The following is a 21,221-nucleotide window of genomic DNA, read 5'->3' as shown; positions in this document are numbered from 1 at the left end:
AATGGAAGTCAACTTGCGCCTAAGGGATGAGCTGGAATCAGGAAGGTTCGTTATAACCGCGGAGATATGCCCGCCCAGGGGCACTGACGTAGCCTCGTTCATAGAGAAAGCGAGGCTGCTCCGCGGCAAGGTAGCCGCGGCAAACGTTACAGACAACCAGAGGGCGGTCATGCGCCTGTCGTCTCTTGCGTGCTCTGTGCTCCTTTTGAACGAGGGGATAGACCCTGTCTTCCAGGTCACGTGCAGGGACAGGAACAGGCTTGCGATCCAGTCCGATATCCTGGGCGCATGGGTCCTCGGGGTCAAAAACGTGCTCGCGCTTACCGGAGACCACGTCGCCTTCGGCGACCACAGGGAGGCGAAGGCGGTATTCGACATCGATTCCGTCCAGCTCGTCGGCGTCATAAATACCCTGAACCAGGGCAGGAACATGAAAGAGACCGAGCTTCGCGGGAAGACGGGCTTCTATATCGGCGCCGTGGTCGCGCCTGAGGCCGACCCATGGGAGCCGGAGGAGATAAAGTTCGAGAAGAAGCTGGCTTCAGGCGCCACCTTTTTCCAGACCCAGGCCATATTCGACATGGACAGGTTCAAGAGGTTCTTTGAGAAGGCGGAGAAGACCGGCGCGAAGGTGCTTGGCGGTATACTCCTTTTGAAATCAGCCAAGATGGCCCATTATCTTAATAACAACGTGCCGGGGGTTACCGTGCCTCAAGGCCTTATCGACGAGATCGAGGCGGCGCCAGACCAGCTTAAAAAGGGTATCGAGATAGCTTCAAGGCAGGTAAGGGAACTGAAGGGCTTCAGCCACGGCGCTCACATAATGGCGATAGGGCAGGAAGAGAGCGTGGTCAATATCATCGAGGGCGCTTAAGAGCCCTCGTCTCCGGCTTCCCTTGTGATGATGAATTCGGGCTCTTCCTGGGCGGCCTTTTGAGGGGCCGGTTCAGCTTGAGGAACTTCGGGCGGCTTTATTGCCATGGGCTCGAAGCCCGCCACAACGTTTCCACCGGCCTCGATATAGACGGCCTCCTCCGCGCCAGCGCTCTCCAGATAATAGATATCAGGGCCCTTCAGATGAAATGCCTCGCCAGGGCCGACAGATACGGCAGTCTTGCCTGTTTTGGTCTTCATGTTGCCCTTGAGGACGAATATTATCGCCTCGGTCCCGTTTTCCGGGGCCAGCTTCTTCGGGGTCTCTCCCGGACGGAGCTTCCCGTAGACCATGTAGATGGCCCTGGAGTGCAGCTCATGGGGTCCTAAAAGGTATGTTCCGTCCTGGGCAGAGTCGGCGAGCTGGGGGAGCCTGTATATCTTCATGCCATCGATTCCATGGTGTCCTTGAAGTGCTCGAGGAAGTCCTCGCCGTGCATGGGGCGGATTATTATCCACTTCTTCTTCTTGTCGAGCCGGACCTCGACCTCGGCGCCGGGGATCAGCTCGAGGAACCTAAGATATTCTTCAGGCAGGGTTACCCCCTCTTTTCCTTTTTCTATTTTTACTATCTTCTCTTTCATTGAAAAGCGCCCTGCCTTCGTCTTTTGTGTATTGACTATATCTTAATCGCGCCTCCGGGCATAGTCAAGAATTTATGTTCCATGAAGGCCTGTTTTATGCTAAGTTATAAAATATTCGAGAGTTGTTTCCGCTTTTTGAACGGCGCAGAGAGAATCACAATCCGGCTGCTTTGATAGGGAAAGCTATGGCTAAGGACGGCTCCCTGAAATCCAGGATAATAAAGCAGAGGCATTTCGCGGCCCGGGAGCTGCAATTCTCGATAGCCCTCATCGTAGTGCTGGCGCTCCTGGCCGGCATCTTCCTTCAGACGGTCTCTTCTGCCCTCATAAGCTACTACGGCATGGACACCCCGGCGCTCGGGGTGCTCCTTATCTTAGGCTATGTCTTTATCGTGATCCTCCTTGCCGTTTTCTTCACACACCGCCTTGTCGGGCCGTTCAAGCGCCTGGAATACGAGATGAAGCTTATCGTTGCCGGGAACCGGCTTAATAAGCTCTCGGTCAGGAACCAGGACGACCTGCACATCAAAAACTTCATCAACTATCTGAACTCGTTCCTGTCAAGGTTCGATGACATGAGCGTTGAATACAGCCGCCTCAACAGCACAGTGCTCGCAAGCCTTGAGGGGATGGTCAGAGAGCTTGAAAAAGAAAAGGCTGACTGTCCGATGATAAGGGAAGAGATATCCGTTCTTGTAAAGAAAGTGCATGAGTTCAGGGAGAAATGGTAGCTCCGTACCCATGCCCTTGATAATATTCCTTATAGCCCTCCTGCTCCTTCCTTCCACGGCGTTATCGATGGCATCCGGCACTTACACGGTGCGCGAGGTCATCGACGGCGACACCATCGTGCTCCTTAACGGTGAAAAGGTAAGATATATAGGTGTTGACACACCTGAGGTGAACGAACCCTTTTATCTTGAGGCCAGGGTAAGGAACATGGTGCTTGTGCTCGGCAAGCCTGTGCGTGTCTCGGTCTGCGGTATGGAGCAAAGGGATAAGTACGGCAGGGTGCTCGCCTGGGTCTATTCCGACGGAGCGCTCGTTAACGAGACCCTTCTGAGGGAAGGGCTTGGAAGGGCCCTTATGATACCGCCTTGCGGGTTAGTTACGGCCAGGCAATTCGAGTTGGCCGAGTCAGAGGCCAGGTCAAGGAAGCTGGGTGTCTGGGGGCCGGCAGCCCAGGCCGGCGTGCCCACTATCCGCTCCGACGAGGCATGGCTGCACATCGGGCGGATGGTGAAGCTCAAGGGTGTGGTTCAAGACGTCATCCATTTCGGCAACAGCTGGTACCTTGATTTCGGCGGCCCTGACGCCTTCAGGGCTGTCGTGCTGCCGAGGGCGCTTCCCGAGTTCGAGAGAAGGGGCATAGACCTCCACGCCTTCAAGGGCAGGGAGGTCGCCATAACAGGCATAATAACAGAATACAGGGGCAGGCCTGAGATACTCATCGATTCGCCTTCCAGGCTGGAATAAAATGTATCTTACTTCCTTTTGTTAGCTGTAGTTATATTGCAGAGCTTCATTCCCGGCCTTTGGAGAGTTATACGAAAATAAAATTATTGACAAGGATAATGCATGATGGTATTTGTTTGCCCGATTTCTTCTGAATTGAAGAACTTTGAAATACACGGCTCAAAAGGGGTTTTGAGATGAGGATAGGTATACCCAGAGAGATACACGAAGGGGAAAAGCGCGTTGCTACAACGCCTGATGTGGCCGAAAAGCTGCAAAAACTCGGTTTTACCGTTGCCGTCGAGTCCGGCGCTGGCGCAGCCGCCAACTTTTCCGACGAAGCCTATCGGGAAGCAGGCGTTGAGGTCATAGCCGACGCAAAGACGCTGTGGGCGTCCTCCGACATAATTTTCAAGGTCAGGGCCCCGGAGACCCACCCTGAGCTGGCTGTTGATGAGGTCAGCCTCCTGAAAGAAGGGGCGACGCTCGTAAGCTTCATCTGGCCAGGCCAGAACTCCACGTTGATGGGGCGTTTGGCGGACAGAAAAGTAAACGTGATCGCCATGGACAGCGTCCCGCGTGTCTCGCGCGCTCAAAAACTCGATGCGTTGAGCTCAATGGCCAATATCGCCGGTTATCGCGCGGTGATAGAGGCGGCGCACCACTTCGGCCGTTTTTTTACGGGCCAGATAACCGCAGCGGGAAAGGTCCCGCCTGCCAAGGTTATGGTGATCGGCGCCGGAGTGGCGGGTCTCGCGGCGCTCGGCGCTGCCAACGGTCTGGGCGCCATTGTCAGGGCATTTGACACCCGTCCCGAAGTCAAGGACCAGGTCAAGAGCATGGGCGCGGAATTCCTTGAGCTTGACTTCAAGGAAGATGGAAGCGGCGAGGGCGGATACGCCAAGGTGATGAGCCCTGAGTTCATCAAGGCGGAGATGGAGCTTTTCGCCCGCCAGGCGATGGAGGTCGACATAATCATCACCACGGCGCTTATCCCTGGCAAACCAGCGCCAAAGCTTATTCTCGAGGGCATGGTCGAAAGCATGAAACCGGGGAGCGTGATCGTCGACCTTGCCTCTGAGCAAGGCGGGAACTGTGCCCTCACCGAGCCGGGAAAAGTGGTGGTGAAATACGGCGTGACGATAATCGGCTACACTGACCTGCCCAGCCGTCTCTCGAGGCAGGCAAGCCAGCTCTATGCCACGAACCTTTTACGGCTTACCGAAGAGCTCTCTCCAAAGAAAGACGGGACCATCGATATAAATATGGAGGATGAGGTGATACGCGGCGCCACGGTCATCAAAGAGGGCGCTATAACATGGCCGCCTCCCGCGCCCAAGCTCTCCGGCCCGAAAAAACTTGCGACAGCCGCTCCGCCGGTGGTCAAAGAGCCGGAAAAACCAGCCGCCTCATCAGGCGTGAAGACCGCGGTTGCGCTGGTTGTGGGAGCGCTGCTCCTGCTCGGACTGGGGGCGGTTGCGCCGCCCGCGTTTATGGCGCACTTTACCGTATTTGTTCTGGCCTGTTTCGTGGGATATCAGGTGATATGGAATGTGACGCCAGCGCTGCACACCCCGCTCATGAGCGTGACGAACGCCATAAGCGGCATCATCGTCATCGGGGCTATCTTGCAGGTCGCCGCGCCGACCACGTTTATTATGGTGTTGGCCGGGCTTGCCATACTTATCGCTTCGGTCAATATCGCAGGCGGTTTTCTTGTGACTCAGCGCATGCTGCGCATGTTCAGCAAATAAAAGGGAATGACAATGCCTGAAGGATTAGTGACCATAGCGTACATCGGAGGGACCATCCTCTTCATCCTGAGCCTCGGCGGGCTGAGCAATCCCGAAACAGCGCGCCGCGGCAACATGTTCGGCATAATCGGCATGGCCATCGCTATAATTGCCACGATCATCGGCAAGGTCACCGGTTCATTCGGTGTGCTGGGCATCGCCATGCTCGCCGGCGGAATAATCGGCGCGTTGCTGGCGGCAAAGGTCAAGATGACCGAGATGCCGGAACTGGTGGCCATGCTCCACAGCTTTGTGGGCCTCGCAGCGGTGCTTGTCGGCTACGCAAACTACATCGACCCTAACATCCATTTAGCCGGCGCTGAAAAATCCGTCCACGATGTGGAGACCTATCTGGGCGTGCTTATCGGCGCGGTAACATTTTCCGGCTCCATAATAGCCTTTGGCAAATTGAGCGGAAAGATCGGCGGCAAGCCCCTTTTGCTTCCGGCCCGGCACTGGCTCAACCTCATCGCGCTCGTCATCGTGATCTTCTTCGCCGTATCGTTTGTGCGCGCTGAAGACAGCGCCGCGGGGCTTTTCCCGCTGATTGTCATGACCGTCATCGCACTGTTCTTCGGCATCCACATGGTCATGGCCATCGGCGGCGCGGACATGCCGGTGGTGGTGTCCATGCTCAACAGCTATTCGGGCTGGGCGGCGGCAGCAACCGGCTTTATGCTCTCCAACGACCTTCTTATTGTTACAGGAGCGCTGGTGGGCAGCAGCGGCGCGATCCTGAGCTACATCATGTGCCGCGCCATGAACCGGAAGTTCCTGAGTGTCATCGCCGGTGGCTTCGGCACAGGCACGTCAACGGCTTCGAGCGCGGCGACGACCGGCGGCGAGGTGGTATCCGTCTCCGCGGAAGAGACCGCAGAACTCCTGCGTAATTCCCAGGAGGTGGTCATCGTCCCGGGCTACGGCATGGCGGTGGCGCAGGCGCAGCACGCGGTCTCTGACATTGCCAAGCTTCTGCGCGACAAGGACGTCAAGGTCCGTTTCGCCATCCATCCGGTGGCGGGACGCATGCCAGGCCACATGAACGTGCTCCTTGCCGAGGCCAAGGTGCCTTATGACATCGTCATGGAGATGGAAGAGATCAACCACGATTTTCCGGATACGGACGTGGTAGTGGTGATCGGCGCCAACGATATCGTAAATCCCGCGGCCCAGGAAGACCCCGGCAGCCCTATCGCGGGAATGCCGGTGCTTGAGGTATGGAAGGCCAAGACCTCCATCGTGCTCAAGCGCAGCATGGCCTCAGGCTATGCGGGTGTAGACAACCCGCTCTTCTACAAGGAAAACAACCGTATGCTCTTCGGCGACGCCAAGTCAACGGTTGACGCGGTGCTCAAGGCATTGAAGGGATAACGGGGATTCAAATAAAAAATCACCCGTAAAATCAAACCGCAAAAGTCCTTTCTTCTTTCAAAATAAAATGGAGTGGCTGCGATTTATATGGCATCTCTGCCCTCATGGTCTCATACTTCTTCAAGAGACCATGAGGAGAGTTTGTTTGCTCCTGTTATATCCGTTCTTTTGTGTTGACAATATAAAGGCCTGTTGATTAAATATGGACTCAGGGCGGCGTACCCAAGTGGCAAGGGAGCAGTCTGCAAAACTGCCATCCAGCGGTTCGAATCCGCTCGCCGCCTCCAATTCTTTCATAAAAAAGCCCCGCGGCGCGGGGCTTTTTTATTTTAAGGAATCTCTGATTAATTCTGTTTCTGTCATTCTGAGGGAGCGTAAGCGACCGAAGAATCTTTTGATTTGTCTACAGACGAGATTCTTCGCTTCGCTCACAATGACGTACAATTGCGAATTGATCAGAGCTTTCTTAATAGTTCAAGGGTCACCCGCGTTATGAAGACAGGCCGGTAGTCTACCTTCAGCCGTCTTCTTCTCACCAGGCAGAGTTTTTCCGTCAACCGGTTTACGTCCTAAGTATTTCCGGAGACGCGCCTTCAGGCCGCTTCGAACTCTTCTGCCACATCCGGCGGCATCTCATACTCGAGCTCGGAAGCCGCGTCCTCTCCAATAGCTTCTTTTGCCAGGCGGAAGACCTCGTCTATCACGGTCCTGGCCTCATCCGGGCTGATCCTGAACTGGGCGCCTATCTCCGAGAAGAACTCTTCTATGGTGATGTCGACCGGCCTTGCCTGGTGCCCCCTGAGCCTCTCGAATGTAAGCGGCTCCGGCAACCGCGCGGCAAGTTTTCGGGCCTGCTCCTCGCTCATGGAGCTTGCGAGTATGCCGAGGGCGGCCTTCACGATGGAATCGGCCCTTTCCTCGGAACCTATGAAACCGTATTTTTTAACCTCGTCGATGAACCTGGTGTAATCCATGGGAACTCCTTGTCCGCTGAAGGGAAAAGCGGGCTTCAATTGCCATATATTTTGATTTAAACATGTGAAATTCATTTGTCAAATCAACGCATACGGGAAAGTGAGGGCGATTTCAGTAAAGTTTTTCCGGGGGCCGGACGATATTAGGTTAAAGCAACATTTCGGGGGAGCCATGCATGAGAATATGGCTGGCGGCGATCTTACCTTTTCCTGAGAAACGACAGTTTGCCCATTAGGCACAGCGGCTATGCCGCTGGCGATAGCGTTTGACTACCACTTCGGTGGATAACGACAGGATAACAAACTGAAAGGAGCACGGCGTAAGATGAGCTTCATGAAACTGTTCATATCAGCGGCATTTGTCACGGTACTCGCCGGGAGCGCCTGGGCCGCTCCGAAGTATGTAGGCGTTGACGGCTGTAAGTGCCACAAGTCGGAGATATCCGACTGGGAGAGGAGCTCTCACGCCAAGGCCTTCGATCTGTTGAGCCCAGGGAAGAAAGACGCCAAGAAGAAGAAGGCCGGCCTGGACCCGGACAAGGACTATTCGAGCGACCCCAAGTGCGTAAAGTGCCATACTACCGGCTACAAGGATGATGGCGGCTTCACGGACCTCTCTTCCACTGCGAAGCTCGCCGGGGTCGGCTGCGAGATGTGCCACGGTCCTGGAAGCGATTACAGGCAGATCCACAAGGAGAAGACCACCAAGTTCACAAGGGCAGAGGTCAAGGCCGCCGGGCAGCTCTTCGGGTCTGTAGACCCTCAGGTCTGCTACTCCTGCCACAAAAACAAGGACAACCCGTTCAGGGACGAGGGTTTCGACGTCAAGGAGGCGATAGACAATTCCCGCGCCTTCCATAAGCTCTATCCGCTCGAAGGCAATCATTGATCCGGGGGAGAACGATGAAGAAGAAGCTGAAGGATTTAAACCTTGGCGCCAAGTTCATGATCTCGATCGGCGCCGTCCTCGTAGTCCTGACTCTTTTTGATGTATGGTTCAACACGCAAAAAGAGAAGGACATAATGTACAAGGACATCAAGAAATGGACGTTTGTCTTCGCGGAGAACGTGAGGACCGCCCTCAATACCCTCATGCGCGAAGACCAGATGGATATCCGCTTCTCGATGCTTGACGCCATGTCAAAAGAGATAAACGGCGTCGAGAACGTGAGGATAATACGGGGACCGAAGGTCAACGAAGGCTTCAGGAGGGTCATGGAAGAAGAGGTGATCCCCAGGGAGCTCGAGGCGATAGAGGGTTTTAAGGAAGATATCGCGCGCCTCGAGAAGGAGTTGAAGGCCGAAAAGGACCCCTCCGAGAGGAGCGATATCAAGGAAGAAATAAATGACATCCAGGGCTCTATCAAGGACGCGGAAGAGAAGATCGAGAAGGGCAAGATCGCCCCTGTGACCGACCCGAGGGAGCTCCCCAAGGACGAGTTCGACAGGGAGGTCCTTGATACCGCCAAGCCCGTATACCGCTTCGATGGCGACAAGGCCAGGGTGCTGATACCTTACGTGGCGCAGAAGAGCTGCTCGTCGGCGAGCGGGTGCCACAAGCTCGCCAAAGAGGGGGACGTGCTCGGCGCCGTAAGCATGGAGTTCTCCATCGCCGATATCAAGAAGGAGATAACGGTCAACAACCTCAAGACCGCCGGGGTCGGGGTCGTGAGACTCATCATAATATTGGGCATACTATCCCTTTTCATGAGTGTTTTTGTCATAAGGGGCATAAAAGAACTTCTTGCCGGGTTCGACAGGATGTCTGAAGGGGACTTCTCGACGAAGCTGCCTGTGACAAGGGATGACGAGATGGGCAAGCTCTCCAAGGGCTTCAATTCTTTCCTCGACAGGTTCAACGGGATGATCCGCGAGATACAGGACGCGACGGTGAAGATCGCCATCACTTCGGAGGAGCTTTCCGCTTCATCCGGCCAGATAGTGACTGGCACCGACGCGCAGAGGGGGAAGACGGCCCAGGTCGCGACAGCTTCCGAGGAACTGAGCGCCACTATTAACGAGGTCGCCGGCAATACGCACGGGGCCGCCGAGGCGGCCATGAAGGCCAGCAATGCCGCCAGGATGGGCGCAGACATCGTAGCCCACTCGATACACGGCATGAACTCCATCGTGCCGATAGTGAACGAGTCGTGCGATACGATATCAAAACTCGGCAGCCGTTCCGCGGAGATAGGAAATATCGTAGGAGTCATCAACGACATCGCCGACCAGACCAACCTCCTTGCGCTTAACGCGGCCATCGAGGCCGCCAGGGCCGGCGAGCAGGGCAGGGGTTTCGCGGTCGTGGCCGACGAGGTGAAAAAGCTTGCCGAGAGGACAACGCTTGCCACCAAGGAAATAAGCGTGATGATAAAGGCCATCCAGGTGGATACCAGGCTGGCGATAGACAGCACCGACAAGGAGGTCAAGGCCGTCGAGGAGGCTTCCGGGTACGCCAGGGAAGCCGGGATAGCCCTTGACGAGATATTGAGCCAGGTCGAGCAGGTCTCGGTAATGGTCCAGCAGATAGCTACCGCATCCGAGCAGCAGTCGACCGCCGCGACCCAGATAAGCCGTGACATAGAGGCTGTCGCTGAGGTGGCGAATGGCAGGGCTGATGACGTGAACCACATAGCCGAGGCAGCGGTCGACCTCGCGAAGCTCTCAGCCAGGCTCAAGGATATGATATCCATGTTCAAGCTTGAACAGGGCGGTGGGCAGGAGGCGTCCACAGAGGACGAACCCCCTGCCGTGGATGAAAAAAAGAGACAGGGGAAATTGAAAAGAAAGCTCGCCCTGGTAAGATAAGGCGCTCGCGCTTTAAGCCCCCCTCAAAAAGAGGGGGGCTTTTTTTTGGCTTTTTTTCGGGAAAACTCAGGGAAACCTGCTTTTGCCTGAGAGCCAGCCGGTTTTGGATTGACTTTTCAGGGATGTTTGTGTATCCTTGTGTGCTCTAAAATTTAGAAAAGCGTAAGTGTCCGTTTTTGTGGAAAAAAGCGCTTTTTAAAGTTAAAATAATAAAGAATCTCCAATATCCGAAAAGGAGGAGTAGCTATCGTGGGCAAGAGCGTTGCGCATAAGCTGATCGACAGCCATCTTGTATCAGGCGAGCCTGTACAGGGGAAAGAAGTAAACATCAGGATAGACCAGACCATTACTCAGGACGCCACAGGTACGATGGCGTACCTGCAGTTTGAGGCGATGGGCGTGCCAAGGGTCAAAACAGAGATCTCGGTGAGCTATGTCGACCACAACACCCTGCAGTACGGCGGCTTTGAGAACGCCGACGACCACAGGTTCCTCCAGACACTCGCCTCGAAGTACGGCATATACTTCTCGAAGCCCGGCAACGGCATATGCCACCAGGTCCATCTCGAGAGGTTCGGGAAGCCCGGCAAGACCATGCTCGGCTCCGACAGCCACACACCGACCGGCGGCGGCATAGGCATGCTGGCCATAGGCGCGGGCGGCCTCGACGTGGCGGTGGCTCTCGGCGGCGGCCCCTTTAACCTCGTATACCCCAAGGTAGTGCTCGTGAACCTCAAGGGCAAATTGAAGCCCTGGGTCTCTGCCAAGGACGTCATCCTCGAGCTGCTGAGAAAGATGACGGTTAAGGGTGGTGTAGGCAAGGTCATCGAGTACGGCGGCGAGGGTGTCGCAAGCCTCACCGTGCCTGAGAGGGCTACCATCACCAACATGGGCGCCGAGCTAGGCGCGACCACCTCGGTATTCCCCTCTGACGATGTGACAAAGGCGTTCCTCGAGGCGCAGGGCAGGGAATCTGACTGGATAGAGCTTAAGGCCGACGAGGATGCAAAATACGACGAGACTATCGAGATAAACCTCTCGAAGCTCGAGCCTATGATAGCGAAGCCCCACATGCCCGACCAGGTCTGCAAGGTCTCCGAGATAGAAGGGCTCAAGGTCGACCAGGTATGCGTGGGAAGCTGCACCAACTCTTCATACAGGGACCTGATGCTCGTTTCCGAGGTCTTCCACAAGGGCGGCTTCAAGGTGCACCCTGACGTGAGCATGACCATCTCCCCTGGCTCCAAGCAGGTGCTCGACATGATGGCGCTGAACAAGGGGCTTTCGCATCTGATCGAGTCAGGCGCGAGGATCCTCGAGGCCACTTGCGGCCCCTGCATCGGAAACGGCCAGTCGCCCCCGTCCGGCGGCGTCTCTCTTCGTACCTTCAACAGGAACTTCGAGGGAAGGTCGGGGACCAAGGACGGCAAGGTCTACCTCTGCAGCCCCGAGGTCGCCGTGGCCGCCGCCATCTACGGCGTCATAACCGACCCGAGGAAGCTCGGCAAGTTCCCCAAGGTCAAGATGCCTGCAAAGTTCCTTATCGACGACTCTATGGTAGTCGCGCCAGCGAAGGACCCTTCAAAGGTCAATATCTCGCGCGGACCGAACATAAAAGAGCTCCCCAAGCAGTCGCCCCTTCCCGATGTTCTTAAAGGCAAGGTCCTCATAAAGCTCGGGGACAACATCACCACAGACCATATCACGCCCGCGGGCACGTGGCTCAAGTACCGCTCTAACGTGCCAAAGTACTCCGAGAGCGTCTTTTCGCAGATAGACGCACAGTTCCATGAGAAGGCGAAGGCCGCTGGCGGCGGGTTCGTGGTCGGCGGAGAGAACTACGGCCAGGGCTCGTCCCGCGAACACGCGGCGCTCTGCCCGATGTACCTTGGCATTAAGGCGATAGTCGCGAAGAGCTTCGCGAGGATCCACAAGGACAACCTGGTGAACTTCGGCATACTGCCGCTTACCTTCGCCACCCCGGCTGACTACGATTCTATCGAGGACGGGGACGAGCTTGAGATGCCTGGCTTGAGGCAGGGGCTTACCTCCGGTGATACGGTCATAATGAGGAACGTGTCAAAGGGTACGGATGTTAAGCTCAAGCACGGGTACTCGCCCAGGCAGGTAGAGACGATACTTGCCGGAGGCACGCTTAACTACACGACCGCGGCCAAGTAACGCAGCCACGAGACTGAGGCATGCCTGCGTTGCTCTTCTGTTCGCCTTGGTCTGCTTTGTCTTGATGCGCTAATTAAGTAGCTCTGCTTAAAAGGTCAGACAAGAGGCCCTCTTCCAGAAGGAAGGGGGCCTCTTTTTTTCTGTCGCTGAAAGGGATCTCGAATAAGAGGGGGGCTTGACAGAGGCGTGCGATATCGGCCCGGTTATATCCACGGCTTATGTCGTTGTCTTCCGGTGTGGCGTTGTTTAGTATGACGCCGGCAACGTTAAGCCCCATTGAGATGGCGCATCTGACGGTAAGGAGGGTGTGGTTTATCGCGCCAAGCCTGTTTGCCGCAACTACGATGACGGGCAGGCCAAGCGAGAGGGCGAGGTCAGCCATGCTCCTGCCTTCGGAGACAGGCACAAGGAGGCCTCCGGCGCCTTCTATCAACATGATATCACTATCTATCGATAGCTCTTCGTAACAGGATTTAATCTTTTCAAATTCGATGGTTATATCGAAATGCTCTGATGCTGTCTGAGGCGATAAGGGTAGCGGGAGCCTGTATGGGTTAATTATCTCAAGCCTGGCCTCTGAGCCAGCGGCCTCCTGGAGCTTAAGCGCGTCGACTGGCACGAGCTTCCCGTCACTTTCAGGGCACCCGGTCTCTACAGGCTTCATGACCCCGACACGCAACCCGGCGCCCCTGAAAGACCTCGCAAGCAGGCATGCCGCCTCGGTCTTTCCGACCCCTGTGTCTGTCCCGGTTATGAAAAAGCCCCGCTTCACAGTCCTTCGGTCGTCTCCTTTATTCCCCTATAGGCCGCTGCCATTATTTTTTTAAGCTCTGAGGTCTTTATGCTGAGGGGAGGCATGATGACTATGACGTCCCCAAGCGGGCGAAGGATTACTCCATACTTCCTCATGTTGAGGCATGCCCTGTAGCCAACCCTCTTCTTCGCCGGGTATGGCTCTTTTGTAAGCCTGTCCTTTACCAGCTCGACCCCGGCGACAAGGCCTGTCTGCCTTATGTCGCCTGCGTGCTTAAGCCCGTTAAAACCCTGAAGCATTTTTTTGAAGAGGTCTATCTTTGGTAAAAGCGCATATAGCACCTTCTCCTTCTCGAAGATATCGAGGTTGGCAAGGGCAGCCGCGCAACCGAGCGGGTTTCCCGTGTAGGTATGGCCGTGGAAAAAACTCCTGTAATCTTCATATCTTCCGAGAAATGCCTTATAGACCTTCTCAGTCGTCAAGGTGGCCGCCAGAGGCATGTAGCCGCCTGTTATCCCTTTGGCAAGGCAGAGGAAATCCGGGCTGACCATCTCAATGTCGCAGGCGAACATGGCGCCGGTCCTGCCGAAGCCTGTTGCCACCTCGTCGGCTATGAGGAGCACCCCGTACTTTCTTGTGAGCCGTCTTACCTCTTTCAGAAACCCTGGAGGGGAGGTGACCATGCCAGCCGCGCCCTGCAGGAGGGGCTCTATAACGCAGGCGGCTATTTCCTCGTGATGCCTCTTCAAGGTCTCTTCAAAGACATCGAGGCAACCTGTCTTGCAGTCAGGGTAGTTTTTCTTGAGAGGGCACCTGTAGCAATAGGGGTACGGGGCGCGGAAGGCGCTGAAAAGGAGTGGCCGGTACTTCTTTACGAAGATATCTATTTCCCCGACGCTCATGGAGCCGAAGGTGTCCCCGTGGTACGCGCCGGTAAAGGCGATGAACTTTTTCTTATCCGCCTTCCCGGACTGTTCCCAGTACTGGAAGGCCATCTTGAGGGCTATCTCCACGGCGGTAGAGCCGTTATCAGAGAAAAATACCTTTGTAAGCCCCCTGGGGGCGATATTTACAAGCCTTTCGGCCAGCTCTATCGAAGGGGTGTTGCCGAGGCCCAGGAGCGTTGAATGGGAGATGCGCCCAAGCTGCTCTTTTATCGCCCTGTCGATCTCCTTTTTCCTGTGGCCGTGGACGTTGACCCAGAGCGACGAGACCCCGTCGAGGTAGCGCCTGCCCTCAGTATCTATGAGGTAGTTGCCCTGCGCCCGTTCGATTATGAGCGGGTCGGTCGCAGTCCACTCTTTCATCTGGGTGAACGGGTGCCAGACGTATTTCCGGTCAAGGGCTATAAGGCGTGATGTCTTCTTTTTCATATGGTTAAGGCTTCCTCGCGGCGGCTATCATAAGTTCGTAAGTCGCGTATACGCCTCCGTCGGCGCTAGCGAACATCCTGGCGTATGACCTCCCGGCCTCTTTAAGCGCCCTTCCAGGCGAAAGCCCCTTGCCGCATTCGAGCGGAGGGGATGCGCCTATGTATTTAAGGGTCCTCAGAAGCTCCATGAGGTTTGCGTATCTCTTTCTTACTATGCGCTTCTCAATAAAAAGGGGGTCAAGGCCGGCGGCCTTAAGCCCGTTTTCTATCTCATCACAATTGTTGAACTCAAGCCCATGATAGCCGGGATAGCACTCCCTTATTTCCTTTAACGTTTCTGGGCCTAGTGTGGAGAAGATAAAGAGGCCGCTTTTTTCAAGCACACGCGCGGCCTCGGAGAAGGCTGCTGAAAGCTCAGCCCACTGGAAGGTCAGGCTTGAGGCGGCTATATCGAACGATGAATCGATGAAAGGGAGCGATTCGCACTCCGAGGCTACAAGGCCTGAGCACGAGGGCCCGTTGTTTTCACGCGTCTTCAGGAGCATGGGGAAGGCGATGTCACAGGCAAAGACCCGTGCCCCGGGGATTGAAGCGTTTATAAGCCCCATGAGCCTTCCTGTGCCGCAGCCGATGTCGAGGACAGAGGGTGCTTCTCCGTTTTCTACCAGGGACGCAAGCCTCCTTGAGACCTCTTCAGCGGTCTCCTTCTGAAAAGAGGAGAACTCGTCATAGGTAGAGGCGGCCCGCGAAAAAGACCTTTTTATCATCCCTTTATCGATAGATGTCTTTAGCATTTTAATCGTTACCCGATAGAACCGAGAAACCTTTTAAGGACCGTGATAAACCTCTCGCGCTCCGTGATGAAAGGGGCGTGGCCCGCGCCCTCGAATACCTCAAGCCTGGCCCCCTTTATCCTGTGGGCCATGTACTCTGCCGCGCCAACCGGGCAGACGGCATCATTGTTGCCGTGGACCAGGAGGACGGGTATATCTATCGCGGTTATCTCTTTTCTCAGGTCTGTCAAATACAGGGCTTCAAGCGCCCGTGTGACCTCGTCATACTTGAAAGTCGGGAAGCAGCCAGGAATATCGCCCTCGCATGATATCGGGCCGGGGTATCTGTACCTCTCGATAAAGGCGCGGGCCTCAGGGCTGCCGGCCTCTTCCGCGGTAAAGTTGAGGGCGTAGAACCTGTCTACGGTCGATGCCGGGTCCTTTTTCATGTCCAGTATCATCCTCTTGACCAGCGCCTTTGACTGCCCCCAATGGAAGTCGTCTTTCTCGACGAAGCATGGGGTAGAGCCGACGAGTATGAGGGCCCTGAACCTCTGCTTCAGGGCCGCTGTCATTAGAGCTTGCGACCCAAGGGACCAGCCAACGCCTATAGCCTCCCCCTCAAGGCCTTTCATACGCTCTGATACCTCCCCGGCCGCTGGCGCAAGAGTAGCCTCGTCCCAGCCCCTTTTGCCGCCATGGCCCGGAAGGTCTACAAGGACGGAGCTGAACTCCCTTGCAACGTCCTGCCATACATGGCTGTCTGTCGCCCAGCCGTGAACGAATATCAGCCTGTCAGCACTCATCGAAGGCCTCTGTGATAGCCGAGACTGCCAGGTCGATATCTCTATCGGTATGTGCCGCCGAGACGGTCGCCCTCAGGCGTGAAGCGCCCTCTGGCACTGTTGGCGGCCTTATCCCCTGTATGAATACGCCCTTTTCAAGGAGCCTCCCTGAGGCCTCCATCGTCTTTTTGGCGTCGCCGACCTTGACGGGTATTATGGGTGTAGCGCTCCCCATCGTGTCAAGGCCAGCGTCATTAAGCCCCTTTTTAAGCCTGCGGGTATTCCTCCAGAGCCGCTCTATTATCTCAGGTCCCTCTTCTATTATATCGATCGCCTTTGCCGCCGCCGCGCATACCGAAGGCGGCAACGCCGTGGTGTATATGAAGGGGCGCGATTTCGTTATCAGGAACTCTATTATATCCTTGCTCCCCGCTATGAAGGCCCCGAAAGAGCCCAGGGCCTTTCCCAGCGTGCCCATCTGTATTATCGACTGGTTGCTTGATTGCAGGTCTTCGAGGCTGCCCCTGCCATTGCTTCCCAGTACGCCCGTGGCGTGGGCGTCGTCCACAAGCAGCATGGCGTTATATTTATCAAGGAGGGATATTATCTCTTTTAAAGGAGCGATAGTGCCGTCCATGCTGAAGACGCTGTCGGTCACTATGAGCTTTTTTTTGGCCCTGGAAGCTTTGAGGAGCCTGTCGAGCGAATCGACGTCCCTGTTGGGGTACCTTCTTACCCTGGCCCTGCTCAATACGCAGGCGTCTACGATAGAGGCGTGGTTGAGCCTGTCAGAGAAGATCTCGGTAGTCCTGTCCGCAAGGGCGCTGATGGCGCCGAGGTTGGCGCTATAGCCGGAGTTAAAAAGGAGCGCGGCCTGAGCCCCCTTGAACCGCCGTATCCTCTCTTCGAGCATCATATGCGGCTCCATCGAGCCTGAGACCAGGCGTGAGGCACCCGCGCCAGCGCCCCACCTTTCGGTCGCCTTTATCGCGGCTTCTTTTACGAGCGGGTGATCTGCGAGCCCGAGATAGTCGTTTGAGCACATGAGCAGGACCTCGCGGCCATCTACCCTTACCCTGGGTCCCTGGGGGCCTTCGACCTTGGTTAGGGCGCGTTTGAGCCCCAGCGCCGAAAGCCTATCGAGCTCTTCGAGTATTCCGTTTTTCATAGGTGATTAGTGATGGCCCTTGGGCTTGAGGCCGAGGTCGGCCAGCATCCTGAGGTCGTCTTCAGGGGCCCTTCCAGGCGTGGTAAGGTAGTTGCCTATCAGCATGCCGTTAGCGCCTGCCGCGAATATGAGCGGCTGAAGGTCGCGCAGGTTCACCTGCCTGCCACCGCAGACGATCAAGTCCCTTTCAGGGAGCATGAGCCGGGCCAGGGCTATTATCCTGAGGCATTCTACGGGCGTGAGAAAACCCGCGCCCTCAAGAGGGGTGCCGGGCCTGGGGTTCAAGAAGTTTATCGGGATGGAATCGACCTCAAGCTCCCTCAGGGTGGAAAGGAGCTCTACGCGTACCTCCCAGCCCTCGCCGAGGCCGAATATGCCGCCTGAGCAGACATGGAACCCAAGCTCCTTGGCCGTCCTCACCACCTCCACATCATCTTCGTAATCGTGGGTCGTGCATACGTTGGGGAAGAAGCTCCTGCCGGTCTCAAGGTTGTGGTGATAGCTCTCAAGGCCGCTCTCCTTGAGTTTTTTTAGCGTCTCTTTAGTCAGTATCCCCAATGAGGCGCAGCTTTCAAGAGGAAGCTCGTGGCGCATCTCCCTTATCGCATCGGTGAGTATGGATATATCCCTGTCTTTTTCAATCCTTGTACCGCTCGCTACTATCGAGAACTCGCGCGCCCCGTTTGATGCGGCCTCCCTGGCCGCGCTAACAAGCCTTGAGGCCTCTGCCATTGGGTACTCGGGCGAGCCTGTCGAGTACTTCACAGACTGGGCGCAAAAGGAGCAGTCCTCCTTGCAGAGCCCGCTCTTGGCGTTCACGATGGAGCAGAGGCTGACCTCGACCCCTTTATGGCTTGTGCGTACCTTTTCAGTGACCGCTAATATCCCGTATATTGACGATGCCGGCAGTTTCGTAAACTCAAGGGCCTCGTCTGTTGAAAGGCCTGTTTTCCCGAGCCCTTTCTCAAGCGCGATATCCAGTATTTTTTTCATGTTTTTTCCATGGGTTAAGGTATTTACCTTAAATTGAATAGCATAGGAGAATGATAATTGTCAACTCAAACATCTATGTGGTTGACAATGGAAAGGCAATCGAACCTGGCGCTATTTTTTTCAGCCACATTCAAAAGATGTCAACAGGCTCTGTCGGGCTTACGCTCGCCTTGAGGCCTAAGGACCTGGCGAGGGCGGATATATCGCTTTTGATCTTCCTCTGAACGGTCCTTGTCGGGCACCAGGCCTCCAGGGCTGCGGCGAAAAGGGTGCCTTCCGCGACGGTCTTGGCCTCCATCCCGTTCACCGCTACATTTGAGCGCTCAAGAAGCATAAAAAGCTCATACAGGGTTTCTTCCCTGTTTGGGCCGTGAAGGGTTATAAGCAGGTTGCTGAGTGGCGCTCTCTTTTTCTCCTTAAGCTCCTTCGACCTTATCGCGACGGCGCCCTTCATGCCCTTTATCGCCTTTGATACGCTCTGGCCGTCCTTTCCGAGCACTTCAACGGCTGCCGCGAACTCCTCGCCGAAAGAGGCTATAAGCGAGTCTCCCGTAGAGCACCCGTTTTTTATGAGCGACCTGTAGAGCGCCGGAAGGCAGTTTTTTTTAGCCCCAAAGGCCAAAAGCGCGAACCTTTTCATTTAAGGCTCCTTTCTTTTTAAGGACACACAGGTGAGGGAGGCGCGGCTGGGATAAAGGTTGAAATGAGAACTGGAAGGAATACAAGGCGAGTTGATGTTCAGCTCTTTTCTGCTCATCACTCCTTTCTTTTATTAAAATAATTAAATCTATTATGTGACTTAGCTCACAGTGCCTTTTATCTTACGCCTGAAAAGGTCCCTTTTCATGTTCGCTATCCTGTCCAGGAAGAGGATCCCGTCGAGGTGGTCTATCTCGTGCTGGAAGGCTATGGCCTCAAGACCGCTTGAGCTGTACGCGACCTCCTTTCCATCTCTATCAAGCCCCTTGACCTCGACCTCTTTGGCCCGCTGGATATTGGCCGTGTAGTCGGGGACTGAAAGGCAGCCTTCGCGGACCTTTTCAATGCCGGTAGAGGAGGTTATTACCGGATTGATGAGGACGATGAGTCCGTGCCCGGGGTTTTTCGGGGTGACGTCGATGGCGATTATCCTGAGGAGCTCTCCGACCTGCGGGGCGGCAAGCCCAACTCCCGGGGTCGACCTCAAGGTGGCGACGAGTCGGTCGATGAAGGACGATATCCCCGCGTCTATTTCCCGGACCTCGCTTGAGAGCTCTTTTAGCACCGGGTCAGGGTATATCCTTATTTCAAAAGGTCCCATCGTACTCAGAGGACTTCGGCCTCTTCGACCGGCTTTATCGTGATGGTCACGCCGAGCGTCTTTTCAAGTTCTTTGAGTCTTTGTCCGAGCCCGGGCAGGCTGTCCTGTTCCGGCACATACGCCTCGATGAGCATTATGTAGACCGGCGGCATTCCGATGACCTTTGTCTCAAGGTCGGTGATGTTTATGCCGAGGCGCGCCAGCAGGTCGGCGGTCAGGTAGACTATCCCGGCTTTGTCAGCGCCGTGGACAGTGATGAGGCAGTTCCCCGGAGGCCCTTCCTCGCCGCGTTCCCCAAGCTCGTTAAAGTTTATGGAGAGGCCCATCTCATCTTCTATCCGGCGGAGCGACCTTTCAAGGCCCGCCGCGTCGCCTTCAGCGGGCATGGACATGATGAGGATTATCGAGAACTCGTCTTCAATGGCGGTCATGCTGGAGTCTTCGATATTGCAATCGTGCTCGTAGAGCGCCTTTGTCACGGCGGCGATGATGCCGGGCCTGTCCCGCCCTATTGCCGAAAGGGCGAACCTTTTCATTTCCTTCTCTTTTTTAACTCCCATTGTTTCATCCTCTCCGCTATTTCCTTTTCATAGCCCCGTTCATTGGGCTTGTAGTACTCCCGTCCCTTGAGGCTATCGGGCAGGTAGTCCTGCTCCACCTCCGCGTCCTTGTAGCTGTGCGGGTACCTGTAGCCCTTTCCGTAGCCGAGGCCTTTCATGAGCTTCGCAGGAGCGTTCCTTATATGAAGGGGGACGCTTAGCGCGCCGTGCTTTTTTACGTCGTCCGCCGCCTCAATGTAGGCCATATACGAGGCGTTCGACTTTGGCGCGGTCGCGAGATACGTGACCCCTTGCGCAAGAGGGATCCAACCCTCCGGCATGCCGATGAAATCGACGGCATCTTTAACGTTTATGGCCACGCGGAGCGCGTTGGGGTCGGCGTTGCCGACGTCCTCGGAGGCGAAGATCACCATTCGCCGGGCTATGAAGAGAGGCTCCTCCCCCGCCTCCACCATCCTGGCGAGCCAGTAAAGGGCTGCTTGAGGGTCGCTCCCGCGCATCGATTTTATGAAGGCAGAGATGACATTGTAGTGCTCCTCGCCTGATTTGTCATAGAAGAGGGCCTTTGTCTGCATCGCCTCTGTCGCGGCCTCAAGGGTCACATGCCTTACGCCATCTTTATCAGGCTCTGTCAGCATGTAAGAAGCCTCAAGGGCGTTCAAAACGGTCCTCGCGTCCCCTGCCGAAGCATCGGAGATGAAATCGAGCACGCCATCGTCGAGCCTGGCCTCCAATGAGCCAAGGCCCCGTTCCTTATCTTCCATGGCGCGCGCCATTATCTTTTTAAGCCCGTCAGGGGATAGAGATTCGAGCACCAGCACCTTGCACCGGGAAAGGAGCGGCGCGTTCACCTCGAAGGAGGGGTTCTCGGTCGTTGCGCCGATGAGCGTTATGGTGCCGTCCTCAACGCTATGGAGGAAGGCGTCCTGCTGTGCCTTGTTGAACCTGTGTATCTCGTCTACGAACAGGACCGTCTTCCTGCCGCGCATGAGGTTGTCCTTCGCTATCTTTATGACCTCCCTTATCTCCTTTACCCCGGAGAGTACCGCGGAGAACTCGACGAACTCGGCCTTCGACGCCTCGGCGACGATCCTGGCGAGCGTGGTCTTTCCCGTGCCCGGCGGCCCCCAGAGTATAAGGGAAGGGTGGTCCCCTTTCTTTATGACCCTGTCCAGGAGCTTTCCCTCTCCAAGAAGGTGCTCCTGGCCGACGAACCCTTCAAGGTTGGCGGGCCTCATCCTGTCCGCAAGCGGCGAGGGGTCCAATCCTCCCTTTTCAGGGCTGCTGAAAAGCTCCATTTCCATTGGATAAAACTCCTTTCAGAAAGTTTACTATATGCGGTATGGAAATGGAAGGGCTCAAGCTTCGGCCTTAAGGGTTGACACGGATTATCCCTCTGGGATAGCATTAGCTCTCA

Annotated in this window: 21 protein-coding genes and 1 tRNA gene; 9 read left to right on the top strand and 13 right to left on the bottom strand. The window is 55.8% G+C overall.

The features are described from left to right. Position 1: 1 nt before the first annotated feature. Positions 2-874: a 5,10-methylenetetrahydrofolate reductase gene (locus A2V21_303625; protein OIJ73432.1), complete on the top strand. Its 873-nt coding sequence runs from the start codon at positions 2-4 to the stop codon at positions 872-874. Here the strand turns inward: A2V21_303625 and A2V21_303620 are convergent. Further along, complete coding sequence (locus tag A2V21_303620; protein ID OIJ73431.1) at positions 871-1,320, bottom strand: hypothetical protein; 450 nt, start codon at positions 1,318-1,320, stop codon at positions 871-873. The two genes, A2V21_303625 and A2V21_303620, sit on opposite strands and share 4 nt — an antisense overlap. Further along, positions 1,317-1,517: a hypothetical protein gene (locus A2V21_303615; protein OIJ73430.1), complete on the bottom strand. Its 201-nt coding sequence runs from the start codon at positions 1,515-1,517 to the stop codon at positions 1,317-1,319. Before A2V21_303615 ends, A2V21_303620 begins: the two co-directional genes overlap by 4 nt. Before the next feature lie 185 nt (positions 1,518-1,702). On the opposite strand from A2V21_303615, the gene A2V21_303610 reads away from it, so the two are divergent. The 5 genes from A2V21_303610 (at position 1,703) to A2V21_303590 (ending at position 6,423) form a co-directional block, all read left to right on the top strand. Further along, complete coding sequence (locus A2V21_303610; GenBank protein OIJ73429.1) at positions 1,703-2,248, top strand: hypothetical protein; 546 nt, start codon at positions 1,703-1,705, stop codon at positions 2,246-2,248. A 10-nt stretch (positions 2,249-2,258) separates the two neighbouring features. Next, complete coding sequence (locus A2V21_303605; protein ID OIJ73428.1) at positions 2,259-2,993, top strand: hypothetical protein; 735 nt, start codon at positions 2,259-2,261, stop codon at positions 2,991-2,993. Between the two features lie 176 nt (positions 2,994-3,169). After that, complete coding sequence (locus A2V21_303600) at positions 3,170-4,726, top strand: NAD(P) transhydrogenase subunit alpha (protein ID OIJ73427.1); 1,557 nt, start codon at positions 3,170-3,172, stop codon at positions 4,724-4,726. A gap of 12 nt (positions 4,727-4,738) precedes the next feature. Beyond that, positions 4,739-6,136 (top strand): NAD(P) transhydrogenase subunit beta, encoded by a 1,398-nt coding sequence (gene pntB / locus A2V21_303595; protein OIJ73426.1) that lies wholly within the window; start codon positions 4,739-4,741, stop codon positions 6,134-6,136. Positions 6,137-6,348: 212 nt separating this feature from the next. Next, positions 6,349-6,423: transfer RNA gene (locus A2V21_303590), tRNA-Cys, on the top strand. Between the two features lie 306 nt (positions 6,424-6,729). On the opposite strand, the gene A2V21_303585 is transcribed toward A2V21_303590, so the two are convergent. Beyond that, complete coding sequence (locus tag A2V21_303585) at positions 6,730-7,110, bottom strand: hypothetical protein (GenBank protein OIJ73425.1); 381 nt, start codon at positions 7,108-7,110, stop codon at positions 6,730-6,732. 325 nt (positions 7,111-7,435) lie between these two features. On the opposite strand from A2V21_303585, the gene A2V21_303580 reads away from it, so the two are divergent. The 3 genes from A2V21_303580 to A2V21_303570 all read left to right on the top strand — a co-directional run bounded on the left by A2V21_303580 (position 7,436) and on the right by A2V21_303570 (position 12,099). Continuing rightward, positions 7,436-7,999 carry a hypothetical protein gene (locus A2V21_303580; protein OIJ73424.1) on the top strand — a complete coding sequence of 188 codons (564 nt, stop codon included), beginning with the start codon at positions 7,436-7,438 and terminating at the stop codon, positions 7,997-7,999. Positions 8,000-8,013: 14 nt separating this feature from the next. Continuing rightward, positions 8,014-9,918: a hypothetical protein gene (locus A2V21_303575; protein ID OIJ73423.1), complete on the top strand. Its 1,905-nt coding sequence runs from the start codon at positions 8,014-8,016 to the stop codon at positions 9,916-9,918. Between the two features lie 249 nt (positions 9,919-10,167). Beyond that, positions 10,168-12,099, top strand: coding sequence for an aconitate hydratase (locus tag A2V21_303570; GenBank protein OIJ73422.1), 1,932 nt, complete (start codon positions 10,168-10,170; stop codon positions 12,097-12,099). 73 nt (positions 12,100-12,172) lie between these two features. Here A2V21_303570 and A2V21_303565 read toward each other — a convergent pair whose 3' ends face one another. The 10 genes from A2V21_303565 to A2V21_303520 all read right to left on the bottom strand — a co-directional run bounded on the left by A2V21_303565 (position 12,173) and on the right by A2V21_303520 (position 21,102). Then, positions 12,173-12,871 (bottom strand): dethiobiotin synthase, encoded by a 699-nt coding sequence (locus tag A2V21_303565; protein ID OIJ73421.1) that lies wholly within the window; start codon positions 12,869-12,871, stop codon positions 12,173-12,175. Then, the gene (locus tag A2V21_303560; GenBank protein OIJ73420.1) at positions 12,868-14,226 is read right to left on the bottom strand and encodes an adenosylmethionine--8-amino-7-oxononanoate transaminase; all 1,359 of its coding nucleotides are present in this window, start codon (positions 14,224-14,226) and stop codon (positions 12,868-12,870) included. Before A2V21_303560 ends, A2V21_303565 begins: the two co-directional genes overlap by 4 nt. A gap of 4 nt (positions 14,227-14,230) precedes the next feature. Next, positions 14,231-15,019, bottom strand: coding sequence for a hypothetical protein (locus tag A2V21_303555; GenBank protein OIJ73419.1), 789 nt, complete (start codon positions 15,017-15,019; stop codon positions 14,231-14,233). A gap of 8 nt (positions 15,020-15,027) precedes the next feature. After that, positions 15,028-15,804 carry a hypothetical protein gene (locus A2V21_303550; protein OIJ73418.1) on the bottom strand — a complete coding sequence of 259 codons (777 nt, stop codon included), beginning with the start codon at positions 15,802-15,804 and terminating at the stop codon, positions 15,028-15,030. Beyond that, positions 15,794-16,951, bottom strand: a complete 1,158-nt coding sequence (locus A2V21_303545) for an 8-amino-7-oxononanoate synthase (GenBank protein OIJ73417.1) — start codon at positions 16,949-16,951, stop codon at positions 15,794-15,796. The genes A2V21_303550 and A2V21_303545 overlap by 11 nt, the downstream gene beginning before the upstream one ends. A gap of 6 nt (positions 16,952-16,957) precedes the next feature. Then, on the bottom strand, positions 16,958-17,944 hold the full coding sequence (locus tag A2V21_303540) for a biotin synthase BioB (GenBank protein OIJ73416.1): 987 nt from the start codon (positions 17,942-17,944) through the stop codon (positions 16,958-16,960). 130 nt (positions 17,945-18,074) lie between these two features. After that, a complete protein-coding gene (locus tag A2V21_303535; GenBank protein ID OIJ73415.1) occupies positions 18,075-18,584 on the bottom strand; it encodes a hypothetical protein in 510 nt (169 codons plus the stop codon). A 159-nt stretch (positions 18,585-18,743) separates the two neighbouring features. After that, complete coding sequence (locus A2V21_303530; GenBank protein OIJ73414.1) at positions 18,744-19,244, bottom strand: peptide deformylase; 501 nt, start codon at positions 19,242-19,244, stop codon at positions 18,744-18,746. 5 nt (positions 19,245-19,249) lie between these two features. Further along, positions 19,250-19,780, bottom strand: coding sequence for a hypothetical protein (locus A2V21_303525; GenBank protein ID OIJ73413.1), 531 nt, complete (start codon positions 19,778-19,780; stop codon positions 19,250-19,252). Then, complete coding sequence (locus A2V21_303520) at positions 19,777-21,102, bottom strand: AAA family ATPase (GenBank protein OIJ75036.1); 1,326 nt, start codon at positions 21,100-21,102, stop codon at positions 19,777-19,779. Before A2V21_303520 ends, A2V21_303525 begins: the two co-directional genes overlap by 4 nt. Positions 21,103-21,221 lie beyond the last annotated feature (119 nt).

The sequence above is a fragment of the Deltaproteobacteria bacterium GWC2_55_46 genome (assembly GCA_001595385.3).
Taxonomy (GTDB): Bacteria; Desulfobacterota; GWC2-55-46; order GWC2-55-46; family GWC2-55-46; genus UBA5799.
The sequence above is the reverse complement of the archived record's forward strand: the minus strand, read 5'-3'. Positions and strand labels throughout refer to the sequence as shown.

Excerpts from the sequence above, each read along its gene's own strand:
- A2V21_303520 (OIJ75036.1), bottom strand. The coding sequence starts at position 21,102 with ATGGAGCTTTTCAGCAGCCCTGAAAAGGGAGGATTGGACCCCTCGCCG.
- A2V21_303545 (OIJ73417.1), bottom strand. The coding sequence starts at position 16,951 with ATGAAAAACGGAATACTCGAAGAGCTCGATAGGCTTTCGGCGCTGGGG.
- A2V21_303560 (OIJ73420.1), bottom strand. The coding sequence starts at position 14,226 with ATGAAAAAGAAGACATCACGCCTTATAGCCCTTGACCGGAAATACGTC.
- A2V21_303615 (OIJ73430.1), bottom strand. The coding sequence starts at position 1,517 with ATGAAAGAGAAGATAGTAAAAATAGAAAAAGGAAAAGAGGGGGTAACC.
- A2V21_303625 (OIJ73432.1), top strand. The coding sequence starts at position 2 with ATGGAAGTCAACTTGCGCCTAAGGGATGAGCTGGAATCAGGAAGGTTC.
- A2V21_303555 (OIJ73419.1), bottom strand. The coding sequence starts at position 15,019 with ATGCTAAAGACATCTATCGATAAAGGGATGATAAAAAGGTCTTTTTCG.
- A2V21_303620 (OIJ73431.1), bottom strand. The coding sequence starts at position 1,320 with ATGAAGATATACAGGCTCCCCCAGCTCGCCGACTCTGCCCAGGACGGA.
- A2V21_303530 (OIJ73414.1), bottom strand. The coding sequence starts at position 19,244 with ATGGGACCTTTTGAAATAAGGATATACCCTGACCCGGTGCTAAAAGAG.
- A2V21_303600 (OIJ73427.1), top strand. The coding sequence starts at position 3,170 with ATGAGGATAGGTATACCCAGAGAGATACACGAAGGGGAAAAGCGCGTT.
- A2V21_303535 (OIJ73415.1), bottom strand. The coding sequence starts at position 18,584 with ATGAAAAGGTTCGCGCTTTTGGCCTTTGGGGCTAAAAAAAACTGCCTT.
- A2V21_303540 (OIJ73416.1), bottom strand. The coding sequence starts at position 17,944 with ATGAAAAAAATACTGGATATCGCGCTTGAGAAAGGGCTCGGGAAAACA.
- pntB (OIJ73426.1), top strand. The coding sequence starts at position 4,739 with ATGCCTGAAGGATTAGTGACCATAGCGTACATCGGAGGGACCATCCTC.
- A2V21_303550 (OIJ73418.1), bottom strand. The coding sequence starts at position 15,804 with ATGAGTGCTGACAGGCTGATATTCGTTCACGGCTGGGCGACAGACAGC.
- A2V21_303585 (OIJ73425.1), bottom strand. The coding sequence starts at position 7,110 with ATGGATTACACCAGGTTCATCGACGAGGTTAAAAAATACGGTTTCATA.
- A2V21_303575 (OIJ73423.1), top strand. The coding sequence starts at position 8,014 with ATGAAGAAGAAGCTGAAGGATTTAAACCTTGGCGCCAAGTTCATGATC.
- A2V21_303610 (OIJ73429.1), top strand. The coding sequence starts at position 1,703 with ATGGCTAAGGACGGCTCCCTGAAATCCAGGATAATAAAGCAGAGGCAT.
- A2V21_303580 (OIJ73424.1), top strand. The coding sequence starts at position 7,436 with ATGAGCTTCATGAAACTGTTCATATCAGCGGCATTTGTCACGGTACTC.
- A2V21_303525 (OIJ73413.1), bottom strand. The coding sequence starts at position 19,780 with ATGAAAAGGTTCGCCCTTTCGGCAATAGGGCGGGACAGGCCCGGCATC.
- A2V21_303605 (OIJ73428.1), top strand. The coding sequence starts at position 2,259 with ATGCCCTTGATAATATTCCTTATAGCCCTCCTGCTCCTTCCTTCCACG.